This window comes from Klebsiella aerogenes KCTC 2190 (genome assembly GCF_000215745.1).
GTDB classification, from domain to species: Bacteria; Pseudomonadota; Gammaproteobacteria; order Enterobacterales; family Enterobacteriaceae; genus Klebsiella; species Klebsiella aerogenes.
In genome coordinates this window covers 3,400,669-3,423,065 of the sequence record NC_015663.1, presented here as the reverse complement: position 1 = coordinate 3,423,065, position 22,397 = coordinate 3,400,669, and the positions used below count along the sequence as shown (strand labels likewise).

At 56.7% G+C, this 22,397-nt stretch carries 21 protein-coding genes; 12 read left to right on the top strand and 9 right to left on the bottom strand.

Annotated elements, in window-relative coordinates; translation table 11 throughout:
• The first annotated feature begins 37 nt into the window (after nucleotides 1-37).
• Complete coding sequence (locus EAE_RS16135; RefSeq protein ID WP_015704971.1) at nucleotides 38-1,003, top strand: PDR/VanB family oxidoreductase; 966 nt, start codon at nucleotides 38-40, stop codon at nucleotides 1,001-1,003.
• Between the two features lie 247 nt (nucleotides 1,004-1,250).
• On the opposite strand, the gene EAE_RS16130 is transcribed toward EAE_RS16135, so the two are convergent.
• Genes EAE_RS16130 through EAE_RS16120 form a run of 3 tightly spaced genes read right to left on the bottom strand, consistent with a single transcriptional unit; the run spans nucleotide 1,251 to nucleotide 4,895 of the window.
• Nucleotides 1,251-2,279 carry an ABC transporter ATP-binding protein gene (locus tag EAE_RS16130; RefSeq protein ID WP_015704970.1) on the bottom strand — a complete coding sequence of 343 codons (1,029 nt, stop codon included), beginning with the start codon at nucleotides 2,277-2,279 and terminating at the stop codon, nucleotides 1,251-1,253.
• 1 nt (nucleotide 2,280) lies between these two features.
• Nucleotides 2,281-3,855, bottom strand: coding sequence for an ABC transporter permease (locus tag EAE_RS16125; RefSeq protein ID WP_047079384.1), 1,575 nt, complete (start codon nucleotides 3,853-3,855; stop codon nucleotides 2,281-2,283).
• A 23-nt stretch (nucleotides 3,856-3,878) separates the two neighbouring features.
• On the bottom strand, nucleotides 3,879-4,895 hold the full coding sequence (locus EAE_RS16120) for an iron ABC transporter substrate-binding protein (protein WP_015704968.1): 1,017 nt from the start codon (nucleotides 4,893-4,895) through the stop codon (nucleotides 3,879-3,881).
• Nucleotides 4,896-5,315: 420 nt separating this feature from the next.
• Between EAE_RS16120 and EAE_RS16115 the strand changes: the two genes are divergently transcribed.
• From EAE_RS16115 to EAE_RS16100, 4 genes are all read left to right on the top strand, one after another.
• Nucleotides 5,316-6,179: a ChaN family lipoprotein gene (locus EAE_RS16115; protein WP_015704967.1), complete on the top strand. Its 864-nt coding sequence runs from the start codon at nucleotides 5,316-5,318 to the stop codon at nucleotides 6,177-6,179.
• Nucleotides 6,176-6,967, top strand: a complete 792-nt coding sequence (locus tag EAE_RS16110; protein WP_223848504.1) for an energy transducer TonB — start codon at nucleotides 6,176-6,178, stop codon at nucleotides 6,965-6,967. Before EAE_RS16115 ends, EAE_RS16110 begins: the two co-directional genes overlap by 4 nt.
• Before the next feature lie 169 nt (nucleotides 6,968-7,136).
• Nucleotides 7,137-9,359: a TonB-dependent receptor domain-containing protein gene (locus EAE_RS16105; RefSeq protein ID WP_015704965.1), complete on the top strand. Its 2,223-nt coding sequence runs from the start codon at nucleotides 7,137-7,139 to the stop codon at nucleotides 9,357-9,359.
• Between the two features lie 28 nt (nucleotides 9,360-9,387).
• Nucleotides 9,388-10,557 (top strand): hypothetical protein, encoded by a 1,170-nt coding sequence (locus EAE_RS16100; RefSeq protein WP_015704964.1) that lies wholly within the window; start codon nucleotides 9,388-9,390, stop codon nucleotides 10,555-10,557.
• 30 nt (nucleotides 10,558-10,587) lie between these two features.
• On the opposite strand, the gene EAE_RS16095 is transcribed toward EAE_RS16100, so the two are convergent.
• From EAE_RS16095 to EAE_RS16085, 3 genes are all read right to left on the bottom strand, one after another.
• Nucleotides 10,588-11,310: an RNA polymerase sigma factor FliA gene (locus EAE_RS16095; protein ID WP_015704963.1), complete on the bottom strand. Its 723-nt coding sequence runs from the start codon at nucleotides 11,308-11,310 to the stop codon at nucleotides 10,588-10,590.
• A gap of 197 nt (nucleotides 11,311-11,507) precedes the next feature.
• Nucleotides 11,508-12,779 (bottom strand): FliC/FljB family flagellin, encoded by a 1,272-nt coding sequence (locus EAE_RS16090; RefSeq protein WP_015704962.1) that lies wholly within the window; start codon nucleotides 12,777-12,779, stop codon nucleotides 11,508-11,510.
• A 43-nt stretch (nucleotides 12,780-12,822) separates the two neighbouring features.
• A complete protein-coding gene (locus EAE_RS16085; RefSeq protein ID WP_047079383.1) occupies nucleotides 12,823-13,068 on the bottom strand; it encodes a hypothetical protein in 246 nt (81 codons plus the stop codon).
• Between EAE_RS16085 and fliD the strand changes: the two genes are divergently transcribed.
• Genes fliD through fliT form a run of 3 tightly spaced genes read left to right on the top strand, consistent with a single transcriptional unit; the run spans nucleotide 13,062 to nucleotide 15,307 of the window.
• The gene (gene fliD / locus EAE_RS16080) at nucleotides 13,062-14,465 is read left to right on the top strand and encodes a flagellar filament capping protein FliD (RefSeq protein WP_015704960.1); all 1,404 of its coding nucleotides are present in this window, start codon (nucleotides 13,062-13,064) and stop codon (nucleotides 14,463-14,465) included. The two genes, EAE_RS16085 and fliD, sit on opposite strands and share 7 nt — an antisense overlap.
• A gap of 24 nt (nucleotides 14,466-14,489) precedes the next feature.
• Nucleotides 14,490-14,900: a flagellar export chaperone FliS gene (fliS, locus tag EAE_RS16075; protein WP_015704959.1), complete on the top strand. Its 411-nt coding sequence runs from the start codon at nucleotides 14,490-14,492 to the stop codon at nucleotides 14,898-14,900.
• Nucleotides 14,900-15,307: a flagella biosynthesis regulatory protein FliT gene (fliT, locus tag EAE_RS16070; protein WP_015367285.1), complete on the top strand. Its 408-nt coding sequence runs from the start codon at nucleotides 14,900-14,902 to the stop codon at nucleotides 15,305-15,307. Before fliS ends, fliT begins: the two co-directional genes overlap by 1 nt.
• A 339-nt stretch (nucleotides 15,308-15,646) precedes the next feature.
• Here the strand turns inward: fliT and EAE_RS16065 are convergent, their stop codons facing one another.
• The 3 genes from EAE_RS16065 to fliE all read right to left on the bottom strand — a co-directional run bounded on the left by EAE_RS16065 (nucleotide 15,647) and on the right by fliE (nucleotide 17,370).
• A complete protein-coding gene (locus EAE_RS16065; RefSeq protein ID WP_190972356.1) occupies nucleotides 15,647-16,117 on the bottom strand; it encodes a hypothetical protein in 471 nt (156 codons plus the stop codon).
• Nucleotides 16,118-16,678: 561 nt separating this feature from the next.
• Nucleotides 16,679-16,792 carry a YmiA family putative membrane protein gene (locus tag EAE_RS25590; protein WP_072001113.1) on the bottom strand — a complete coding sequence of 38 codons (114 nt, stop codon included), beginning with the start codon at nucleotides 16,790-16,792 and terminating at the stop codon, nucleotides 16,679-16,681.
• 263 nt (nucleotides 16,793-17,055) lie between these two features.
• A complete protein-coding gene (gene fliE / locus EAE_RS16055; protein WP_015367290.1) occupies nucleotides 17,056-17,370 on the bottom strand; it encodes a flagellar hook-basal body complex protein FliE in 315 nt (104 codons plus the stop codon).
• Between the two features lie 299 nt (nucleotides 17,371-17,669).
• Between fliE and fliF the strand changes: the two genes are divergently transcribed.
• Genes fliF through fliI form a run of 4 tightly spaced genes read left to right on the top strand, consistent with a single transcriptional unit; the run spans nucleotide 17,670 to nucleotide 22,390 of the window.
• Nucleotides 17,670-19,346: a flagellar basal-body MS-ring/collar protein FliF gene (gene fliF, locus EAE_RS16050; protein WP_015704955.1), complete on the top strand. Its 1,677-nt coding sequence runs from the start codon at nucleotides 17,670-17,672 to the stop codon at nucleotides 19,344-19,346.
• Entirely contained in the window at nucleotides 19,343-20,335 is a 993-nt protein-coding gene (gene fliG, locus EAE_RS16045) for a flagellar motor switch protein FliG (protein WP_015367292.1), read from the top strand. Before fliF ends, fliG begins: the two co-directional genes overlap by 4 nt.
• Nucleotides 20,328-21,029 carry a flagellar assembly protein FliH gene (fliH, locus tag EAE_RS16040; protein ID WP_015704954.1) on the top strand — a complete coding sequence of 234 codons (702 nt, stop codon included), beginning with the start codon at nucleotides 20,328-20,330 and terminating at the stop codon, nucleotides 21,027-21,029. Before fliG ends, fliH begins: the two co-directional genes overlap by 8 nt.
• Nucleotides 21,029-22,390, top strand: coding sequence for a flagellar protein export ATPase FliI (fliI, locus tag EAE_RS16035; RefSeq protein ID WP_015704953.1), 1,362 nt, complete (start codon nucleotides 21,029-21,031; stop codon nucleotides 22,388-22,390). Before fliH ends, fliI begins: the two co-directional genes overlap by 1 nt.
• Nucleotides 22,391-22,397 lie beyond the last annotated feature (7 nt).

Below are 22,397 nucleotides of genomic sequence, written 5' to 3'. Positions count from 1 at the left end.
CACTGGTCACGCCGGGATTTTTTGATGGAGTTCCGCGATGTCTGATTATCAAATGTTTGAGACGATCGTTCGCGATGTTGAACAGATCACCGCCCAGGTTAAGCGTTTTACGCTGGTGTCGCCGACCGGCGCCCCGCTGCCGGGATTCAGCGGCGGTAGCCATATTATCGTCCAGATGCAGGATGGCGAGCAGCGTTACAGCAATGCCTATTCGCTCATGAGCTCACCGCTGGATACCACCAGCTGGCAGATTGCGGTGCGTCTTGAGTCGCCTTCTAAAGGCGGCTCGCGTTTTATGCATCAGCAGGTGCGACCGGGCGATACCCTGACGGTGTCCACCCCCAACAACCTGTTCGCCATCGAACCACAGGCGCGAAAACATCTGCTGATCGCCGGCGGTATCGGCATCACGCCATTCTTGTCGCATATTCCGGAACTGGAACAACAGCAGGCCAACTGGCAGCTGCACTACTGTTTCCACGACGCCGACAATAATGCTTTCGTCGATGCGCTCAGCGCCGCGCCGTGGCGCGACCGGGTCGATATTCACATATCAGCGCTCGGCAGCCGTCTCGACCTGTCGCGCCTGTTCGCCGATATCGAACCCGGCACCCACATCTATACCTGCGGCCCGGCAGCGCTTAACGAGGCGGTGAAAGCCGCCGCCGAACGGTATCAGGTTCCCGCCAGCCAGCTGCACTTTGAGCAATTTATCGTTGAAGATAAAGGCGGAGAGGCATTTACCCTGGTGCTGGCGCGTTCCGGACGCGAATTTACCGTGCCGCAGGAGATGACCATTTTGCAGGTGATCGAGAATAACAAAGCGGCGAAGGTGGAATGTCTGTGCCGCGAAGGGGTGTGCGGCACCTGCGAAACGATGATTCTGGAGGGCGAAGCCGACCACCGCGATCAGTATTACAGCGATGAAGAGAAAGCCAGCCAGCAGAGTATGCTGATCTGCTGCTCACGCGCTAAAGGCGGCCGGTTAGTGCTGGATTTATAGCTCGCTCTCCGGCCAGCGGCGCTGGCCGGAGAGACAATCACAGTTCCAGCTCGCACCGCAATAAGAATGGACTGACCCCGCGGAAATATTCCAACGACCTACCACTCCATGGCGACGAGATCAGTGGCGCGGATACTAAAGCCTTCGCTGGTAGTGTAATTAGCACAATGTGCTACATCAGCAGCGAATTAACGCATCTCCGCGCCAAATCAATTTTTATCCCGGCTGAACGTTGAGCTTTTCACCGCTATGCGCAAAATATCCGCGCCTGACCAATAACGTCCAGGCGAACCGCGGCGCCAGCTTGCCAGGCGGCCTGGCTGACGGTTTTCAGCACCAGCGGCATCGATTGCCCCGCCGCGCTCACGGTCAGCGTCGAGATATGGCCGGCGAAATCGACATCCACGATGCGAAAGGCGCTCTCCTGCGGCGCGCACGACGACACCCGCAGTTGTTCCGGGCGCAACATCACGCGTCCGCGGCCGTTGGCGTGAGGATCGTCGGTCGGCAACTCGCCGATGGCGCAACGGGCGCGCCCTTCCATGAGCTCGGCGTCGAGCACCAGCGCATCGCCAAGAAACAGCGCGGTGGCCTCGTCAACCGGACGCGAGTAGACCTCGAACGGCGTCCCTACCTGAGCGAAACGCCCCTGCCGCATCACCGCGACCTGGCTTGCAAACGACAGCGCCTCCGTCTGGTCGTGAGTGACCAGGATCGAGGCTACGCCAGCCTCGGCCAGCAGATCGGCGGTGGCTTTGCGCGTCGCCGCCCGCAGCCCGGTATCCAGCGCCGAGAAAGGTTCATCCAGCAACATCAGGGATGGCCGCTGGGCCAACGCGCGCGCCAGCGCAACCCGCTGCTGCTGGCCGCCGGAAATTTCATGCGGCCAGTGGCTCGCTAATGTCGCATCTAACGCCACCATCTCCATCAGTGCGGCCACCCGACGGCGTTTCTCTTCGCGACTGCAATCGAGTCCCCAGGCAATATTGTCCGCGACGTTAAGATGGGGGAACAGCGCCCCTTCCTGCGGCACGAAACCGATCCCGCGCTGATGCGCCGGCACAAACACGCCTTCGGCAAACAGGGTGTTGCCCTGCAGAACGATTCGCCCGTTGTCGGGGGTTTCAAAACCGGCAAGAATCCGCAGCAGCGTGGTTTTACCGGAACCCGACGGGCCGACAATGGCGGTACGGCTTCCCGGCGCTACTGCCAGATTAAGGTTATCGAGCACCAGCGCGTCGGCGAAAGATTTCGAGATAGAAGACAATTCCAGCATGTTACAACCCTGCAATTTTTTTCGACTGCACATAAAGAACCGCCGTCAGCGGCAGCGAAATCACGATCATCAGCATCGCATAGGGCGCCGCGGCGACGTAGTCGATCTCGCTGGTCAACGCCCAAAAACCGGTCGACAGCGTGCGGGTGCCTAACGGCGATAGCAGCAACGTCGCGGTGAGCTCGTTGCTCACGCCAAGAAACACCAGCGCGGCGCCAGCGGCCGCTCCCGGCGCGGCCAGCCGCATGGTGACGCTCCATAAGGCGCGGGCCGGGCTGCGCCCAAGGCTACGGGCGACGTTTTCCAGCTCAACCGGCGCCTGGGCGATACCGGCGCGCAGGTTAATCAGCGCTCGCGGCATAAACATCAGCAGGTAGGCGAGGAACAGGGTCACCTCGGTCTGGTACACCGGACGGGCATAGTGGATGGTGACCGTCACCAGCGCCAGCGCGGTGACGATACCCGGCAGTGAGCTGGTGATGTAATTACAGCCTTCCAGCAGGCGAAACAGCCGGCGCGGATAACGCACGCCGAGCCAGGCGATAGGAATTGCGCAGGCGGTGGTCAGCAGCGCGCCGCCCGCGCCCAGCAGCAGGGTCTGGCGCAGCGAATGCCAAAGATCGGCATGCAGCCAGTTCTCCACCCCGCCAAGCCATAGCCAGCGGCACAGCACCAGCAGCGGGACGCCCATCGCCAGCATCACCAGCGTCAACAGCAGCAGTTGCGCGCCCCATGCGGCCACGTTGCCCAACGGACGACGCTTCTGTTCGCGCGCCGCGCCGGCGCCGATGCGCGCGTAACGCGCTTTGCCGCGCGAGACGCTTTCCAGTAGCAGAATCGCCAGACAACACAGCGCCAGCACTCCCGCCAGCATATTCGCCGCTGGGCCGCTAAAGGTAGACTGGAACTGGTCATAAATGGCGGTGGTGAAGGTATCGAAGCGAATCATCACATACAGGCCATATTCTGCCAGCAGATGCAGCGCCACCAGCAGCGCACCGCCGCAGATAGCCAACCGCAACTGCGGCAGCACCACGCGGAAGAAAACCTTCCACGGCGGCGTACCCAACGAGGCGGCAACATCTTCCAGCGTCGGATCGAGACGACGGAGCACCGCCGCCACCGGCATGTAGATAAAAGGATAGTAGGCCAGCACCGAGAGGAACACCCCGGCGGACAGGCCGTGCAGCGAGGGAACCGCGCTGACCCAGGCATAGCTCTGGACAAATGCCGGGATAGCCAGCGGCGCGACCGCCAGCGCCGACCATAGCTGACGCCCGGCAAGCGCGGTGCGTTCAGTGAGCCAAGCCACCGCCACGCCCAGTACGATAGAGATAGGCACCGCCAGCAGCGTCAGCCACAGCGTATTGCTGAGCAGTTCAGCTACCCGCGGGCGAAACACCAGTGCTTTAATGGCCGGCCAGCCGGTCTCAATCCCCACCGCGGCCACAAAACCTAACGGCAGTAACGCCATTACTGAAAACAGTACAGCTAAGGCAACCATCGGAAATGCAGGACGCCTGCGCTCGGGCAGGCGTCCTGTTTTCTTTCCGAGTACCAGACTCAGGACAGACATAGATAAATCACTTCAGCATCAAATTACAGCAGGCCAGCCTGGGTCATCAGGTCGATCACTTTTTTGCTATTCAGCGTTGACGGCTCTACCTTCGGCGCGTCCAGCTCTTTCAGAGGCGTCAGTTTCGGGTTAGAGGCGGCATTCACGCCCACCGCATATTCGAAAGCATTATTGGTACGCAGCTCATCCTGACCCTGCTTGCCGGTGATCCATTTGATAAAGGCCTGCGCCTGCTCTTTATGTTTGCTGGACGCCAGTACGCCGCCGCCGGAGATACTCACGAAAGCGCCCGGATCCTGGTTTTTAAAGTAATACAGCCTGGTGTTTTTGCTGTTCTCGCCGGTTTTCGCCTGGTCGACAAAGCGGTAATAGTGGTAGATCACCCCGCCGTCGATTTGACCGGCGTTGACCGCTTTCATTACCGTGCTGTTGCCTTTGTAGGCCACGAAGTTCGTTTTCATCGCCTTCAGCCAGTCGAGCGTCGCTTTTTCGCCTTTCAATGCCAGCATGGCGCTGACGATGGCCTGGAAGTCTGCGCCCGATGGAGAGGCGGCCCAGCGCCCTTTCCACTCAGGTTTCGCCAGGTCCATCAGCGAATGCGGCAGCTGAGATTCGCTGATTTTCGCCGGGTTATAGACGAAAACGGTGCTGCGGGCAGCAATGCCAATCCAGCGGCCGTGCTCAGGACGATACTGCGGCGCGACCTGATTCAGCGTCGCGGCATCCAGCGGCGCAAACAGTTTGGCATTATCAACCAACACCATTGAAGGCGAGTTTTCGGTCAGGAAGACATCCGCCGGCGAGGCTGACCCCTCCTGCACCAGTTGATTACCCAATTCGCTATCGTCGCCGTTGCGCAGCGTGACTTTAATACCGGTTTCTTTGGTAAAGCCGTCAACCCAGGATTTCACCAGGTTTTCATGCTGGGCGTTATACACCACGATGCCGTCGCCATTGTCAGCAGCCATAACCTGCGGAGCGGTAAACAGAGCCGAAGCAGCGAGCATCGCCGCGCAATATGCCGATAAGCGGAAATTCATAAGCTAATCCTTAGTATGGGTAGTCGAAAAGCCGTGGAGAAACCGGGTTGGCACGGATTAAATCACAGAGGAATGTGAATGATAATGAAAACAATTACCATCATTTTAAAAAAGTGAAAAACACCGCCAATTAGAATTTCCTGATGACAAAATGCTTATTTCAACGCGCGACCGAAACAAACATTAAGACAACATTAAGCCAGCAGGTTTAAATATTATCGCTGTTTAAAAGCTTGATCGTCTTCACAGATTCTCCCCGCGACACAGCAACGGCCAGCTGTTTGCCGGGTGAAATCATCACCCTTGCCAATAATTTTAAATGAGAATGATCTTGATAATCATTCTCAATATCACATATCATCCTGTTCCAGCAGCAAGATACGAAGAAAAGACGACTAAAAAGCCGAAAATGGATATTTTATGTTTAAGGACCCCCTTTTAAAGACTCTGGTTATAGGTTGCGCGTGGTTACTGAGCGCCTGTCACAGCCCGGTTCACCCCCTCTCCCCTGCCGGGGAGCACGCGCTGGTAGAGAAGGCGAATATTCGTGATACCGCCAGCGGGCGCACCCTGACGCCGCAACAATTGCTGAACCAACTCGCCCAGGCGCCGCTGGTTATTGTTGGCGAAGAACACACCAACGCTCAGCATCACCAGATTGAGCGCTGGCTGCTGCAGAACCTCCACACCCTTCGCCCGCAGGGCAGCGTGCTGATGGAGATGATCGACCTAAGCCAGCAGGAGGCGGTCAATCGGGTCAAACGGGCCAGCCTCAGCGGGACGACCGTGAGCGCCACTCGCGCGGCGGAAACCCTGCGCTGGAACCCCGGCTGGCCGTGGGCGCTTTATCGCGACGTCGTGATGACCGCGCTGCAAGCGCCTTATCCGCTGCTGGCAGCCAACCTTAGCCGCCAGCAGGTGAGCGACATCTATCAGCATCCCACGTTTCCCCGCGGAACGCTCTCCAACAGCCCGCAGGTACATGAATCGCTATCGGCCATTATCTATCTGATGCATAACGGGCAAATCGATGGCGAGCAGGTCACCTCTATGCTCGCTATTCAGCAGCAGCGCGATCGCCTGATGGCGACGCAAATGCAAGCATCGCCGCGCCCGGCGCTGCTGATTGCCGGCGGCTATCATGCGGCTAAAGATATTGGCGTACCGCTGCATCTGGCCGATCTCAAGGCGGAAAATCCGCTGGTGTTACTGCTGACCACCGACGGCACCACGCCGACGGCGAAGCAGGCTGATTACATCTGGTCGGTGGCGGCGGAAAAATGAATATCCCTCTCTCCACGCCATTGATAGCGTCGCGCCCCCGCTGGTTCACGGGAACAACGGCCAGCGTGCTGGGTCATCTGGCGCTGGCCGTGCCTTTTATCGTTCATTTCGCCTCGCCGCCGGATGCCGCCCCCCCTGCCGCGGTGATGGTGGAGTACGCGCCGGAACTGGAAGTGTCATTGATTCATCCCGAGCTGCCGCCGGGCGTCACCCAGCAGCGCAAAGTCGAGGCAATGACCGAGCAGGAAACGGCCGCGGCGAAAGAGGCGCCGAAGCTGCTCATTCACGACAATGCGCAAATAAAGCTCTCCGCCAGCAAACCCCAACCGCAGCGTAAAAAGAAAATCGAGGTAAAAAAACAGTCCCGCCGCCAGCAGCAAGAGGAAAAGGGCAATTCAACCATCACCAGCTTCGCCGCGCCCCCGGCGCCGGCCGTCCTCACTCAGCGCACTACCGCGCCGCTCGATAGCGATGCCGCGCGCCTGAGCGACAACAAGATCAGTTGGGAATCGCTGGTGAAAGGCAAAATCAACAAAATGCGCCACTACCCGGAAGATGCGCGCCGCCGTAAACGTACCGGTACCGTCATTATTACCTTCAGCGTCAACGAACGCGGCGAGGTGTTGCAATCGCAGTTGGCGAACTCGTCAGGGACCCATTCGCTGGATCGCGCCGCGCTGATGGCGCTGGAAAATGCGCGTCCGCTTCCGCCGCCGCCAAAAGAGCTGCTGCGTAACGGTATTAATAAGGTCACCCTGCCGGTGGAGTTCGGCTTATTAAAAATATAAACCCAGGGTTCCCTGTTATTTATTCAGGCATCCTGGATGTTATTTATCACGGTCACTGACCGCTAATAATTTTTTATTTTGGGCAATGTGTCATCGCACTTAGCAATAAGCGCGATGCACGCTGCTGCCCTTTTTGTGCGTTAACTATTTATTACCTCAGGATTGGATTATGGAAAAATCACAAATAATCACGGGGCTCGTCACCGGGCTACTTATCGTCAACGGCCAGGCTTTTGCCGCCGAAAGCGAAGGGGAATCGGTTTTCTCTCCCATCACCATTACCGATAACCCGCTGGCGGAAAATACCGGCCAGGTCGGCTCCTCAGAGGAGAGCTATACCCGCCCCGGCGCCTACAGTTCGCGAACGCTCAATAAGAATCTGCAAAGCCTCGATGCCTCGCTGCGCAGCATGGCGGGCACCTATACGCAAATCGACCCGCTGCAGGGCACCATCAGCGTCAATATTCGCGGCATGAACGGGTTGGGCCGGGTAAACACCATGGTCGATGGCGTCACCCAGACCTTCTTCGGCATGGCGCCAGCTAACTACCACGGCGGGGCGAATACCGCCGCCGGGGTGCCGCTGGACCCCAACTTCCTGGCCGAAGTGGATATCACCCGCGGCAACAGCGCCGGTTCGCAAGGCGTCAACGCGCTGGCGGGCAGCGCCAATCTGCGCACGATCGGCATCGATGATGTGTTAAAACCGGGGCATCAGGTCGGCCTGCTGTCGCGTTTTTCCGTGGGCGATAACGGTCTCGGCCGCACCGGTATGGTAACGGTAGCCGGCAAAACCGACACCTTCGATAACGGCGGCGGCCTTGGCGCGCTGCTCGGCATCAGCGGCACCCGCACCTATGCGACCTATAAAAACGGCGGCGGACGCAGCAGCGAAGAGTTTATTGGCGAGGATAATAAATATTTGCGTCAGGAGCCGCGCTCGCAGCTATATAAAATCAATTTCAACGTCGATCAATTTAACCGCTTCGAGTTTTCCGGGCGTAATTACCGCAATAGTTTTACCCGTCGCGATATTAGCAGCGACGACTACTATCTGCGCTATAACTACGCGCCGCTCAATGAACTGGTCGAGTTTAATGTTTTAGCCAGCACCAGCCGCGGCAATCAGGCATATAAACCGGAGTCGCTGTATAACTTTAACGACTCCTCGACCACCAATAAGTCCAACGCGCTGGACATGAACAACACCAGCCGTTTTCGTATTACCGACGATCTGTATGCCGCTGTCCAGCTCGGCGGCAAATTAATGGACACCCGCTATTCCCGCCGCTTCGTGCAGGATACCGAGACCGACCACAACGCCTTTGCCCCGGCGGGCAAACAGAAGATCGCCTCGCTCTATAGCGGGCTGACATTAAACAAGGATATTTATCAGCTCGATCTTAATCTCAACTATACCCGCAGCCGGGTACAGGGCTATAAACCGGCCTGTGCAGATAACGAAAAATGCTTCCCGCAAGGGGCAACCCAACTCAACGTCAAAGATAACGGTTTTAATCCCTCGGCGACCTTCTCCGCTCAGGTGACGCCATGGCTGCAGCCGTTTGTCAGCTGGAGCCGTTCCTCGCGGGCGCCGAACGTCCAGGAAGTGTTCTTCGCCAACGAGGGCGGCGCATCGATGAACCCGTTCCTGAAGCCGGAAAAAGCTGAGACCTGGGAGGCCGGTTTTAACGTTATCAAACAAGGATTATTGAGCGAGCAGGATAGCCTGCATCTGAAAGCCCTTACCTACCGCTCGCGGATTAAAGATTACATCACCAGCGAATCCTTCCTGCTGTGCAGCAACGGTGGGCTGTGTAAAGATGTCGCCAATGCTTCGCCGGATTTCAACGCCAATATCTCGGTTAACGTCACCTCGCCGGTGACCACCGAGGGCTATGAGATTGAAGCCGGATACGACATCGGTTTTGCCTACGCCAATGTGTCATGGAGCAAGCAGCGTACCGATCAGCCCACCTCTATTGCCAGTACGGTCTATAGCTTCGCCTATAGCGACCTTAGCGACCTCCCCAGCAGCTACGCCACGGTGGATGTCGGCGGGCGCCTGTTCGATCGCAAACTCACCGTCGGCAGCCTGGTGAAATTCACCGGTAAATCAAAACGCCTGAGTACCGAAGGCATTAGCCTCGACACCAATACGGTGCCTAAAGAGAGCATGCCGAATATCCCGACCATTATCGACCTCTATAGCAGCTGGCAGATGACCGAGAACGTGCTGCTGCGCTTTAGCGTACAGAACGTAACGAATCGTGACTACTCCGAAGCGTTAAACCGTATGAACCAGAGTCTCGATAACGCCAAAGAGGGCGCGTCTGTTAACACCACCGCCCGCGGCCGCACCTATATTTTCGGCGGCGAAATCCAGTTCTGAGCCCTACTTGTCAACAAGGATAACCATCATGCCTAATCGCAACTTGATAAAACCGCTGGCTGCGCTACTGCTCGCCGCCCTGCTCCCCCACCCGGCTTTCGCCATCGATCCGCCGCCGCGGGAAGCGTCGCGCTTTGCGATGAAAACCAATTACCTACAGGAAGCCAACGAAGGGGTTTATGAGCTGGCGTTCGACAACGGCGACAACCTGCTATTCGCCGCGGCCACCGACCGGGTTAACCGCGCGGCCAATAAAGGTTATCTTTACGCCTTTAATCCGGCCACCCTGCAGGTTATCCAGCGCTATGATATGCCCTGGCGCGCCTTCTCGCTGGCGATGAATCAGCCGGCGCACGTGCTTTATGTCGGCCATACCCAGGCGGCTTCGCTGCGTATCAGCCAGTTCGACGCCGCCAGCGGTAAAATCACCCGCACCAGTCCGCGCCTGAGCTTCCCCACCGACGGCGCCGCCGATGCGCGCTTCGAACATCTGCGGCATATGGTATACAGCCGCGCCGCTAATCTGTTATTTGTCAGCTACAGCCATATGCTGAAAACCAAGGATGGAATGCGTCCGCTGCATAAATTGCTGATGCTCGACGGCACGACGTTGCAGCTGAAAGGTGAAGTCAAAGACGCCTATCGCGGCACCGCCTACGGCCTGACGCTGGATGAAAAGACGCAGAAGATCTACGTTGGCGGCCGCGACTATGTCAACGAGATCGATGCCAGAACCCAGCAGGTTGTCCGCACCATCCCGCTTAACGCGCCGCAGTTGGCCAGCGCGCAAAACCTGATCGTCGATTCCGACTCAGGGCGTATTTTCGTCGTCGCGTTCGATCACGACGATCGCAGCGGTCCTCACGACGGCCTGTATATATTCGATCTGAAAGACGGCAAATCGCTGGGTTACGTGCGTACCGGCATCGGCGCTAACGCGGTGCGCTTCAATCCGAAATATAACGAGCTGTACGTCAGCAATTTCACCAGCGGCACCATCAGCGTTGTGGATGGCAAGACCTGGCGGGTGACTCATGAATTCCGCGCCCCGGTTTATCCGAATCAAATGGTGCTGTCGCCGGACATGGATACGCTGTACGTCGGCATTAAAGAAGGGTTCAATCGCGAGTGGGATCCTGAGGTATTTGTCGAAGGGGCGAAGGAGCGCATTCTGCGCATTGATTTACGTAAATCGTAATCCGCTAACCACCTGCCCGGCAGGTGGTTATTAGCCTTCGTTGGCCAGCTTCGCGCGCAGGCGCTTAATCGCCTGGCTGTGCAGCTGGCTAACGCGGGATTCCCCCACCTCCAGCACCGCACCGATCTCTTTAAGGTTTAGCTCTTCCTGGTAGTAGAGGGTAAGGACCATTTTTTCGCGTTCCGGCAAGGCTTCAATGGCCTCGATGACCCGCTGGCGCAGGCTGCCTTCCAGCAGATGATGCAACGGATTGGCCTCTTCGTGCCCTTCCAGCAGTCGTTCGGCATTCTCGCCCTGCTCTTCCCGCCATTCATCGTAGGAGAACAGCTGGCTGTTATTGGTATCCAGCAGGATTTGTCGGTACTCGGCAAGGGTGATACCCAGCGTCTGCGCAAGTTCGCTTTCCGTGGCCGGACGGCCCAGATGCTGCTCCAGCTTCTGCATCGCCTGGGCGACTTCGCGGGCGTTACGCCGTACGCTGCGCGGCACCCAATCGCGGCTGCGCAGTTCATCGAGCATTGCGCCGCGGATACGTTGCACCGCATAGGTGGTAAAGGCCGTTCCCTGTAGCGAGTCGTAACGCTCGATGGCGTTCAACAACCCGATTCCCCCGGCCTGCAATAAATCGTCAAGCTCGACGCTGGCGGGCAGCCTGACCTGCAGGCGCAATGCTTCGTGCCGCACTAACGGAACGTAGCGCAGCCAGAGGGAATTTTTATCCATCACGCCTTCGGCGGTATACAAATCGCTCACTATTTCTGAAACCTGCGGATAAGAGAGTCAGCGCTATTATGCGCAGGGGCAAAAATGCCAATCGCCGGAAAAACCGCATAAAAGCGTCTCTATTTACGACATGCTTTCTCATTCAGCCGTTTTGCCAGGCGGTTACGGGCAAAAAGCAAAAACCCCGCCGAAGCGGGGTTGCGATGCGACAGTAATCAGGCGTGCGATTAACGCAGCAGAGACAGGACGTTCTGAGTCGACTGGTTAGCCTGCGCCAGCACGGAGGTACCCGCCTGCTGCAGGATGTTCGCGCGGCTCATGTTGGACACTTCGGTCGCGTAGTCAGCATCCTGAATACGGGACTGGGAAGCGGACAGGTTGTTCACGGTGCTGTTCAGGTTGTTGATAACAGAATCGAAACGGTTCTGTACCGCACCCAGGGAGGAGCGCAGGGAATCAACTTGGGACAGGGCTTTGTCTAATACTTCCAGGGGCTTCTCAGTTTTAACTTCTGTAGACAGTTGCTCACCTTTAGTTACCTTACCCGTGGTTTCATCAACGGTTGCTTTAAAGTAAACATCCTTACCATCAGCATCAGTACCTTTGACAACGTAGCCATTTGGCTGGCCTTTGTCATCTTTGAGAGATTGCAGTTTTTCACCCGCGTCCAAACCGGTGATTGCAGTAGTACCCACCGTTGTTGAGGTAACTGCCTTCAAATCTGCCGGTTCAGTTGTGACTACACTACCTGAAGTGCTGGAATCAAAAGTGAATTCACCATCTGTACCGAGGGTACCTTTCACCCATTCCGCAGCGCCTGTTTTGATATAGTGATCGCTACCGGATGAATAAACTGTATTATCAACTGACGTTTTTTTGGTCGTTGCTCCATCAGCAGCAATTGTTGGCGCCCCCTTCTTGTCAAAAGAAGCGATTTCAGTATCAATCGATTTGGTATCAAAGCTATTTGCCACATTGAACTTATCCAATCCAAGTGAACCAGCATCAATTTTTTTCAAATCAATATCGATAGTTTCTCCATCGTTAGCACCAACCTGGATAGTTAGCTTATTCTGCTCTCCACTCAGCACTTTCACGCCGTTGAAATCAGTCTGTTCGGAGATACGGTTGATTTCAGCCAGACGCTGGGTGATTTCATCCTGGATGGACTGCAGGTCGCTGGAAGAGTTAGAACCGTTCTGCGCCTGTACGGTCAGACGACGGATGTTCTGCAGGTTATCGTTGACTTCGTTCAGCGCGCCTTCGGTGGTCTGCGCCAGGGAGATACCGTCGTTAGCGTTACGGGAAGCCTGAGTCAGGCCTTTGATGTTAGCGGTAAAACGGTTGGAGATCGCCTGACCCGCGGCATCGTCCTTGGCGCTGTTGATGCGCAGACCGGAAGACAGACGCTCAATCGCCGTGCCCAGGGAAGACTGGGATTTGTTCAGGTTGTTTTGCGCCATCAGCGACAGGCTGTTGGTATTAATTACTTGTGCCATTATATGCATTCCTTACGAGTCAGTTGCGTTCAGTGCAACGTGGTTAAAAGGTTCGGGCTTGCTTGCCCACGGCGTCAACCACCGTCCCTTCTGGTATCGACGTAACCTCTGCAACCTTTAGCCATTTTTTGAAAAATTTTTGCCCCTCCGCCAATGGCGAAAATAACGCGCTTTTTCCCTCTTCTATTACGCCATCGCCTTTTTCACTTTTTCGGTAAACTTTTTCTCCACTGGGCCGATAACGCAATAAGCGAATAACGTCATTAGTAAGGAGAAACACCAATGGCATCGATCAGTTCCTTAGGCATCGGCTCAGGACTCGACCTCAACGGTTTACTGGACAAACTCAGCAAGGCGGAACAACAGCGCCTGACGCCGTATACCACTCAGCAAACCAGCTATAACGCGCAGCTAACGGCTTACGGCACGTTAAAAAGCTCGCTGGAAAAATTCGATAACCTGAGCAAGGAGCTGGCTAAGCCGGAGTTTTTCAACAGCACCACCGCCACCAAGCACGACCAGTTCACCATCACCACCACCAATAAGGCGGTGCCGGGCAACTATAGCGTTGAAGTGCAGAAGCTGGCGCAGCCGCAAACCCTGACCACCCAGGCGACGATTACCGATCAACAGGAAAAACTGGGTACCGCTGGCAATAGCGATCGTTCCATTACGATCACCGCCGGCGACCCGCCAAAAGAGACCACGATTCCGCTGAGCGACGACCAGACCTCGCTGCTGGAGATGCGCGATGCCATCAACGGCGCTAAAGCCGGCGTCACCGCCAGCATCATGCGCGTCGGCGACAATGACTATCAGCTGGCGCTGAGCTCCACCAGCACCGGCGAGAAAAACACCGTGTCGGTGCAGGTGAATAACGACGATAAGCTCGGCGCCATCCTCAACTACGACAGCAGCAGCAAAAGCGGCGCGATGAAGCAGACCGTCGCCGGGCAGGATGCGGAGATCGTCGTCAACGGCACCAAAATTAAGCGCAGCACCAACTCGATTGCCGATGCGCTGCAGGGCGTCACCATCGACCTGAAAACCACCACCAAAGCCGGCGAACCGCAAAACCTGGTGATCGGCATTGATAAAAGCGGCACCGCCGACAAAATCAAATCCTGGGTGGATAACTACAATTCGCTGCTCGACACCTTCGGCTCGCTGACCAAATATACCCCGGTGAAAAGCGGTGAAGCGCAAAGCGCCAAGAACGGCGCGCTGCTCGGCGATAACACCCTGCGCGGCATTCAGTCCTCGATTAAAAGCGCGCTCAGCGCCGCTCAGGACAACCCGGAGCTGAAAGGCCTTGGCAACCTCGGGATCTCAACCAATCCCAAAACCGGCAAGCTTGAAGTCGACAGCACCAAGCTCAATAAAGCGCTCGACGAGAAACCGGATCAGGTCGCCAACTTCTTCGCCGGCAACGGGACAGACACCGGGATGGCCACCGAAATCCATAATGAAATCCAGAACTATATTAAAGCGGGCGGCATCATCGAGAACTCGACCAAAAGCATCAACACCAATCTCGATCGCCTGAATATCCAGATCGACACTGTTTCCGACAGCATCCAGAACACTATCGATCGCTATAAACAACAGTTTGTTCAGTTGGATACCATGATGTCCAAGCTGAGCAGCACGGGTAACTACTTACAACAGCAGTTCTCGTCCCAGTAACCCTTAATCAGGTAATAAAACAGCATGTATAACCGTAGCGGCACGCAAGCCTACGCACAGGTCAGTCTGGAAAGCAGCGCGATGAGCGCCAGTCCGCACCAGTTAATCGTAATGTTGTTCGACGGGGCGCTTAACGCCCTGCTTCGCGCACGCATCCTGATGAATCAGGGGGATATCGCCGGTAAAGGCCTGGCGCTGTCTAAGGCAATCAACATCATCGACAACGGGTTGAAAAGCGGCCTCGACCACCAGCAAGGCGGCGAAATCGCCGATAATCTGGCGGCGCTGTACGATTATATGAAGCGACGCCTGATGCAGGCCAACCTGCATAATGACGAAGCGGCGATCGTCGAAGTGGTCAAGCTGCTGGAGAATATCGCCGATGCCTGGCGGCAAATTGGGCCAAACTATCAACCTGCTCAGGGTACATTGTGATGGAACGCCAACAGCAGCTTTTAGCCGCCTATCAGCAGATCCATACCCTTAGCAGCCAGATGATTGCCCTGGCACGCGCCGGGCAATGGGAAGCGCTGGTGGAAATGCAGTTTGCCTACGTGACGGCGGTTGAGAAAACCGCCGAATTTACCGGCAAAGCTGGGCCATCGCTGGCTCTGCAAGAGATGCTCAACGCTAAGTTAAAACAGATTATCGACAACGAAGGGGTATTGAAAGGGCTATTGCAGCAGAGGATGGAGCAATTAAAAACGCTGATCGATCAATCCACCCGCCAGAACGCGGTCAACACCGCTTACGGCCAGTTCGACGATCGTTCGCTCCTGCTTGGCGAACTGCAGTCCGATAATGTGGTCGCCATCAAGAGCAAAAGCGAAGAATTACAATAACAACAACAGCCTCACAGCCAGATATTCCGGCCAGGAAGCGCATGATGGGTCTCACCAGGGCAATGCAGAGTGTTGCCTGGTAAGCCATCGGCGGATTTTACAGGGCTAATAAGCAATAATATATAATCTATTATTTCATTTACGCTTCATACATTCATCAATTAAATACCCTAAACATCCTGCCAGCTAAAACAAACAACTCACAAGTTTAGGGAAATATGCCTGCAAAATATTCCGTGTTATCTTGTCCGGGCTAATCTAATATTTGTCACGAGGGTAAAACATGGATGTATTCCTCTGGAAATGAGCACCCCTGCGTTGGCTCTTAAAGGTGTTTAATCAACAGTAAAAGGAATACAAACAGGCAATACCATATATGAAATTGATAATAAGTAATCGCTCGATTTTCAAGTAGATAAGATATGCTTTAAAAGCCATCGGGAAAGGTGTTAATTTCCAAACAGCAATCAGGATAAAAATAATGATTAGCGGATAAGTAAAATCATTACTTTCGAAGTTAAAAATCCACGAAACGACTATGGCAAAGGCAATACAAACAACAATAACTCCGCCCCAAAAACGTTTTCGTAAACTGTCGATCAAAGTAGCATAGGTTTCATTGTTACTTTCTTGTCGCGTCAGGATTTCGCGCAGGCGGGCAATCTCTTTATCGGTGAAGCCATGTTCACGAAGATCATCTTCTGTTAACTGCTTTCCCACGCCAGGTTCCTCCATGCTGGTGATATATTTCTCCAACGTTTCCGACTGAAGATACCCGTTATTTCGCTCAACCAAATGCTCAGGTGTCATGCAGACAGCCGGGGTTACCACATTCCGTGGAATATTTCCCCTGAAGTTGCCAGGGGTCAAGCGCGCGCGTTCATGCCATACAACGATTTCACGCCTGAGCCGCCAGAATGCTGTCAGTTTGAAAGAAATGCGTTACGCTACCGCCCCGCCTTCATCCTCCCAACGGCAGACCATATGGTACAGTTCCCGCTCGTCGTATTCATCGTGGAATCTATTCACAACACCCTCCAGAAGACCGTTAGCCATGCTCTAAGTTTAGTCACTGTTAAGGAGGGAGACAGATCAGAGGAAGTTGAAACGGCGGTTACTCGCTATCCTGTCGCCAGGTTTCATGAAACATCGCTATCGCGACAAAAGCTAAAACGACAAAAAATACAACGGTCTGAAGCCACAGCATAACGCCTCCGCGGAGCAAAATTTGCGCAGATTATTTGCCACCAGGCCGGAAAACGATAGTGAATTGCCATCCAAATTTAAATTTTCACCTTTCGCCGATAATACAAAGCAGATCTTTCTTGTACCTGACGGGGAGATACTAAATAACAGTAGAAACTTTTGGCGCTAAGCCAACGCTAAGGTAACAATCGTCGCAATGGTTCCCCAAAAGACCAACAAACCGAGAAAAATCCCAATCCACACCTTACGCCGTAATTGATGGTCTACTTTTTCGGACATCTGCTATTCCAAATTAGAATTATTTTGGCAAGACCATACAGTTTGTAGTGCTAGTAGTCAGATCGTTTGTGTCGATCGATGAACGGCTATTGATCTGTATCCCCTATCAACTGTAATGATAATTTCGGATCACTCATTCACCAGTCGATGGGTCAAAATCAATGCAGAGGCGAGCAGTTTTTTGCCGTTGTCGCCGTAAATAGACAAAACCGCCAGCGTTAGCATAGCGGTTTGCAGGAAGCAATTGCGCCGGGATTGTATGACTAAACCGGCATATTCATAATGTCCTGATAGGCCGCCACCAGCTTATTGCGCACCTGCACGCCCATCTGCAACGAAACTGAAGATTTCTGTAAATCGACCATCACATCATTCAGGCTGATACCCGGCACGCCCAGCTCGAAGTTTTGCGCCTGTTGACGCGCGGCCTGCTGGGTATCGCTGATTTTACCCAGCGCGGCGGTCAATTCACTGGCAAAACTGACTCCCTGCGGTACGCTATTCTGCCCGTTATTTCCCGCCTGAATCGCCATCGCCTGCATCTGTTGCAGTACGCCTTCAATACCCTGAATCGCCATCTTTTCCTCAATACTGTCGTGATCGCCAGGCGCTATTTCACCCTGTACTTCTCCAATGCTGCACACCCTAACACAGCGATTTTTGCTTAAAGCGGTTAATTAGCCGCAAAAAACCCGGCTTATCGGGCAATCAGAATCATCTGATAAGACGAATAATGGCCTGCCCAGAAATGGGAGCGCCGCTATTGAGAAAAGATGTGTATCAGGGAGTCAGTTTTGTCACATAACGCTATCCATACCGTTCGTCAGCACGCCAGCGCGCGTCGCCGCCTGAACGCCAGCGAAGGATACCGCCAACCATGAGTGCCTCGTTATCCGCCGGCGAAAGCCGCGACAACGGCCTGCAGGCCATCTGGAGCCGTCTGCGCGCCAATCCAAAAATACCGCTGCTGGTGGCCGCCTCCGCCGCTATCGCCATTATCGTCGCGCTGCTGCTGTGGGCGAAAAGCCCGGATTATCGCGTGCTGTACAGCAATCTGAACGATCGCGACGGCGGCGCTATCGTCACCCAACTGACGCAGATGAACATCCCCTACCGCTTCGCCGAGAATGGCGCGGCGCTGATGATCCCGGCGGAGAAAGTGCATGAAACCCGTCTGCGTCTTGCGCAGCAGGGGCTGCCGAAGGGCGGCGCCGTTGGCTTCGAACTGCTGGATCAGGAAAAATTCGGCATCAGCCAGTTCAGCGAACAGATTAACTATCAGCGCGCTCTTGAAGGCGAACTCTCACGCACTATCGAGTCGCTGGGGCCGGTGCAGAATGCGCGGGTGCACCTGGCGCTGCCGAAGCCCTCGCTGTTCGTCCGCGAGCAAAAGTCCCCTTCCGCTTCTGTCACCCTGACGCTGCAGCCGGGCCGTGCGCTGGATGATGGCCAAATCAACGCTATCGTCTATATGGTATCGAGTAGCGTCGCCGGCCTGCCGGCTGGCAACGTCACCGTGGTCGATCAGGCCGGACGCCTGCTGACGCAGTCTGACGGCACCGGGCGCGACCTCAACGCCTCGCAGCTGAAATATGCCAGCGAAGTGGAAAGCGGCTATCAGCGACGCATTGAAACGATCCTGGCGCCGGTGGTCGGCAGCGCCAACGTCCGCGCTCAGGTGACCGCACAGATCGATTTCGCCTCCCGCGAGCAGACCGACGAACAGTACCAGCCGAACCAGCAGCCCGATAAAGCGGCGATCCGTTCGCAGCAAACCAGCAGCAACGAGCAAATCGGCGGACCGCAGGTGGGCGGCGTTCCTGGGGCGTTATCCAACCAGCCGAGCGCGCCGGCCACCGCGCCGATTGAAACCGCTAAACCGGCGGCCAATAACGCCAGCAACGCGACCAACACCCGTAGCGCCGCGGCCAACAGCGGCCCGTTAAGCACCCGACGCGACGCCACCACCAACTACGAACTCGATCGCACCATCCGCCATACCCAACAAAAAGCCGGGACGGTGGAGCGCCTGTCGGTCGCCGTGGTGGTGAACTACAGCCTCAACGCCGACGGTAAAGCGCAGCCGATGAGTAAAGAACAACTGGCGCAGATTGAAGCGCTGGTGCGCGAAGCGATGGGCTACTCCAGCAGCCGCGGCGATAGCCTGCAGGTGGTCAATACGCCATTTACCGACAATCAGATGACCGGCGGCGAGCTGCCGTTCTGGCAGAGCCAGGCGTTTATCGATTTGCTGCTCGAACTGGGACGTTATCTGCTGGTACTGCTGGTCGGCTGGGTATTGTGGCGCAAGCTGATTAAGCCACAGCTGCAGCAGCGTCAGGCCGCACAGCAAGCCGCGGTCGCCGCCGCCAGCGCGCCGGTCGCTAAAGCGAACGACAGCCATAAACCAAGCAATGAGGAGCTGGCGCTGCGCCGTAAATCGCAGCAGCGCGTCAGCGCAGAAGTCCAGAGCCAGCGCATCCGCGAACTGGCGGATAAAGATCCGCGGGTCGTCGCTCTGGTAATCCGCCAATGGATGAGTAACGAACTATGAGCCTGACCGGAACCGATAAAAGCGCCATTTTACTGATGACGCTGGGCGAAGACCGCGCGGCGGAGGTGCTCAAGCACCTCTCCTCCCGCGAAGTCCAGCTTTTGAGCGGCACCATGGCCGGCATGAGCCAGGTCTCGCATAAACAGCTCGGCGAGATCCTGTCTGAATTTGAAGACGATGCCGAACAGTTCGCCGCCCTGAGCGTCAACGCCAGCGACTATTTGCGTTCGGTGCTGGTGAAAGCGCTGGGCGAAGAGCGTGCCGCCAGCCTGCTGGAGGATATTCTCGAATCCCGCGAAACCACCTCCGGGATGGAAACGCTCAACTTTATGGAGCCGCAGAGCGCCGCCGACCTGATCCGCGATGAACACCCGCAGATCATCGCCACCATCCTGGTCCATCTCAAGCGCGGCCAGGCGGCGGATATTCTGGCGCAGTTCGATGAGCGCCTGCGCAACGACGTAATGCTGCGTATCGCCACCTTCGGCGGCGTGCAGCCGGCGGCGCTGGCGGAGTTGACTGAAGTACTCAACAACCTGCTCGACGGCCAGAACCTCAAGCGCAGCAAAATGGGCGGAGTGCGTACCGCCGCCGAGATTATCAACCTGATGAAAACCCAGCAGGAAGAAGCCGTTATCGACGCGATGCGCGAATACGATGGCGAGCTGGCGCAGAAGATCATCGACGAGATGTTCCTGTTCGAAAACCTGGTGGAGGTCGACGATCGCAGTATCCAGCGCCTGCTGCAGGACGTGGACAGCGAATCGCTGCTGATTGCTCTGAAGGGCGCCGAGCAGCCGCTGCGCGAGAAGTTCCTCAAAAACATGTCCCAGCGCGCGGCCGATATTCTGCGCGACGATCTCGCCAACCGTGGGCCGGTGCGCATGTCGCAGGTGGAAAACGAACAGAAAGCGATTCTGCTGATAGTCAGACGGCTGGCGGAGAGCGGCGAAATGATTATTGGCGGCGGCGAGGACACCTATGTCTGATCGCATTAATTCCATGCCCTGGCAGCCCTGGTCACTCAACGACCTCGGCGACGCGGCGCCAGCTTTTGAACCGCCGCTACCGACGTTGGATAACGAAGCCTTGCAGCCTGACGCTCAGGCGGAACTGCAGCAGCAGCTTGCCGCCCTGCGCCTGCAGGCCGAGCAGCAAGGTCAGCAATCCGGTTATGCCGATGGCCAGCAAAAAGGCTATGAAGCCGGATTTCAGCAGGGACTTGAGGAGGGCCGCCAGCAGGGGCTGCTGGAAGCACAGCAGCAGCAACAGCCGCTGACCGACCACTGGCAGCAGCTGGTGAGCGAGTTTCAGCACACCCTTGATGCGCTCGATTCGGTCATCGCCTCACGCCTGATGCAGCTGGCGCTAACCGCCGCGAAACAGGTGCTTGGCCAGCCGCCGGTCTGCGACGGCACTGCCCTGCTGACGCAAATTCAACAGTTGATCCAGCAAGAACCGATGTTCAACGGCAAGCCGCAGCTGCGCGTACACCCGCAAGATTATGAGCGCGTTGAGCAGCAGTTAGGCACCACCCTCAGCCTGCACGGCTGGCGGTTGCTGGCGGATGGCGATCTGCATCCCGGCGGCTGTAAGGTCAGCGCCGAGGAGGGCGATCTCGACGCCAGTCTCGCCACCCGCTGGCACGAATTGTGTCGCCTCGCCGCGCCGGGAGATCTGTGATGACCGCCCGTCTCGGCCGCTGGCTGAATTCGCTTGAAGCGCTGGAGCAGCGTATCGCCCGTACGCCGACCGTACGACGCTATGGCCGTCTGACCCGCGCCACCGGTCTGGTGCTGGAGGCCACCGGCCTGCAGCTGCCGCTAGGCGCAACCTGCCTTATCGAGCGTGACGGCGGCGGCGGCGTGCAGGAAGTGGAAAGCGAAGTGGTCGGCTTTAACGATCAGCGGCTGTATCTGATGCCGCTGGAAGAGGTCGAAGGGATTGTGCCAGGGGCGCGGGTTTACGCCCGCAGCGCGGCGGACGGCCAGCACGCTGGTAAACAACTCCCGCTGGGCCCGGCGCTGCTGGGACGCGTGCTCGACGGCGGCGCCAGACCGCTTGACGGCCTGCCCGCGCCGGAAACCGGCTATCGCGCGCCGCTGATTACCGCGCCGTTTAACCCGCTGCAGCGTACCCCTATCGAGCAGGTGCTGGACGTCGGCGTGCGCACCATCAACGGCCTGCTGACCGTTGGGCGCGGCCAACGTATGGGACTGTTCGCCGGCTCCGGCGTCGGTAAAAGCGTGCTGCTGGGCATGATGGCGCGCTACACCCAGGCCGACGTTATCGTCGTCGGCCTGATCGGCGAACGCGGCCGGGAAGTCAAAGACTTTATCGAGAATATTCTCGGCGCCGAAGGACGCGCGCGTTCAGTGGTGATCGCCGCCCCGGCGGACGTATCGCCGCTGCTGCGCATGCAGGGCGCCGCTTACGCCACCCGCATCGCCGAAGATTTTCGCGATCGCGGCCAGCACGTGCTGCTGATCATGGATTCGCTCACTCGCTATGCGATGGCGCAGCGTGAAATCGCGCTGGCGATCGGCGAACCACCGGCTACCAAAGGCTATCCGCCATCGGTATTCGCCAAACTGCCGGCGCTGGTTGAACGCGCGGGCAACGGTATCAGCGGCGGCGGTTCGATCACCGCCTTCTATACCGTACTCACCGAAGGGGACGATCAGCAGGATCCGATCGCCGATTCGGCGCGCGCGATCCTCGATGGTCACGTGGTGCTGTCCCGACGTCTGGCGGAGGCCGGTCACTACCCGGCCATCGATATTGAAGCCTCGATCAGCCGCGCGATGACGTCACTTATCGATGACGAACATTATCGCCGGGTACGCACCTTTAAACAGATGCTGGCCAGCTTCCAGCGCAACCGCGATTTAATAAGCGTCGGCGCCTATGCCGCCGGTAGCGACCCGCTGCTGGATAAAGCCATTACCCTGTATCCGCAAATGGAGACCTATCTGCAGCAGGGAATTTTCGAGCGCTGCGGTTATGACGAAGCCTGTCTGCAGCTACAGCAGCTGATTGTTTAACGCCATC

What these genes read in the sequence shown, in the direction of transcription:
- EAE_RS16135 (WP_015704971.1), top strand. Translation starts at nt 38, where the DNA reads ATGTCTGATTATCAAATGTTTGAGACGATCGTTCGCGATGTTGAACAG.
- EAE_RS16130 (WP_015704970.1), bottom strand. Translation starts at nt 2,279, where the DNA reads ATGCTGGAATTGTCTTCTATCTCGAAATCTTTCGCCGACGCGCTGGTG.
- EAE_RS16125 (WP_047079384.1), bottom strand. Translation starts at nt 3,855, where the DNA reads ATGTCTGTCCTGAGTCTGGTACTCGGAAAGAAAACAGGACGCCTGCCC.
- EAE_RS16120 (WP_015704968.1), bottom strand. Translation starts at nt 4,895, where the DNA reads ATGAATTTCCGCTTATCGGCATATTGCGCGGCGATGCTCGCTGCTTCG.
- EAE_RS16115 (WP_015704967.1), top strand. Translation starts at nt 5,316, where the DNA reads ATGTTTAAGGACCCCCTTTTAAAGACTCTGGTTATAGGTTGCGCGTGG.
- EAE_RS16110 (WP_223848504.1), top strand. Translation starts at nt 6,176, where the DNA reads ATGAATATCCCTCTCTCCACGCCATTGATAGCGTCGCGCCCCCGCTGG.
- EAE_RS16105 (WP_015704965.1), top strand. Translation starts at nt 7,137, where the DNA reads ATGGAAAAATCACAAATAATCACGGGGCTCGTCACCGGGCTACTTATC.
- EAE_RS16100 (WP_015704964.1), top strand. Translation starts at nt 9,388, where the DNA reads ATGCCTAATCGCAACTTGATAAAACCGCTGGCTGCGCTACTGCTCGCC.
- EAE_RS16090 (WP_015704962.1), bottom strand. Translation starts at nt 12,779, where the DNA reads ATGGCACAAGTAATTAATACCAACAGCCTGTCGCTGATGGCGCAAAAC.
- fliD (WP_015704960.1), top strand. Translation starts at nt 13,062, where the DNA reads ATGGCATCGATCAGTTCCTTAGGCATCGGCTCAGGACTCGACCTCAAC.
- EAE_RS16085 (WP_047079383.1), bottom strand. Translation starts at nt 13,068, where the DNA reads ATGCCATTGGTGTTTCTCCTTACTAATGACGTTATTCGCTTATTGCGT.
- fliS (WP_015704959.1), top strand. Translation starts at nt 14,490, where the DNA reads ATGTATAACCGTAGCGGCACGCAAGCCTACGCACAGGTCAGTCTGGAA.
- fliT (WP_015367285.1), top strand. Translation starts at nt 14,900, where the DNA reads ATGGAACGCCAACAGCAGCTTTTAGCCGCCTATCAGCAGATCCATACC.
- EAE_RS16065 (WP_190972356.1), bottom strand. Translation starts at nt 16,117, where the DNA reads ATGACACCTGAGCATTTGGTTGAGCGAAATAACGGGTATCTTCAGTCG.
- EAE_RS25590 (WP_072001113.1), bottom strand. Translation starts at nt 16,792, where the DNA reads ATGTCCGAAAAAGTAGACCATCAATTACGGCGTAAGGTGTGGATTGGG.
- fliE (WP_015367290.1), bottom strand. Translation starts at nt 17,370, where the DNA reads ATGGCGATTCAGGGTATTGAAGGCGTACTGCAACAGATGCAGGCGATG.
- fliF (WP_015704955.1), top strand. Translation starts at nt 17,670, where the DNA reads ATGAGTGCCTCGTTATCCGCCGGCGAAAGCCGCGACAACGGCCTGCAG.
- fliG (WP_015367292.1), top strand. Translation starts at nt 19,343, where the DNA reads ATGAGCCTGACCGGAACCGATAAAAGCGCCATTTTACTGATGACGCTG.
- fliH (WP_015704954.1), top strand. Translation starts at nt 20,328, where the DNA reads ATGTCTGATCGCATTAATTCCATGCCCTGGCAGCCCTGGTCACTCAAC.
- fliI (WP_015704953.1), top strand. Translation starts at nt 21,029, where the DNA reads ATGACCGCCCGTCTCGGCCGCTGGCTGAATTCGCTTGAAGCGCTGGAG.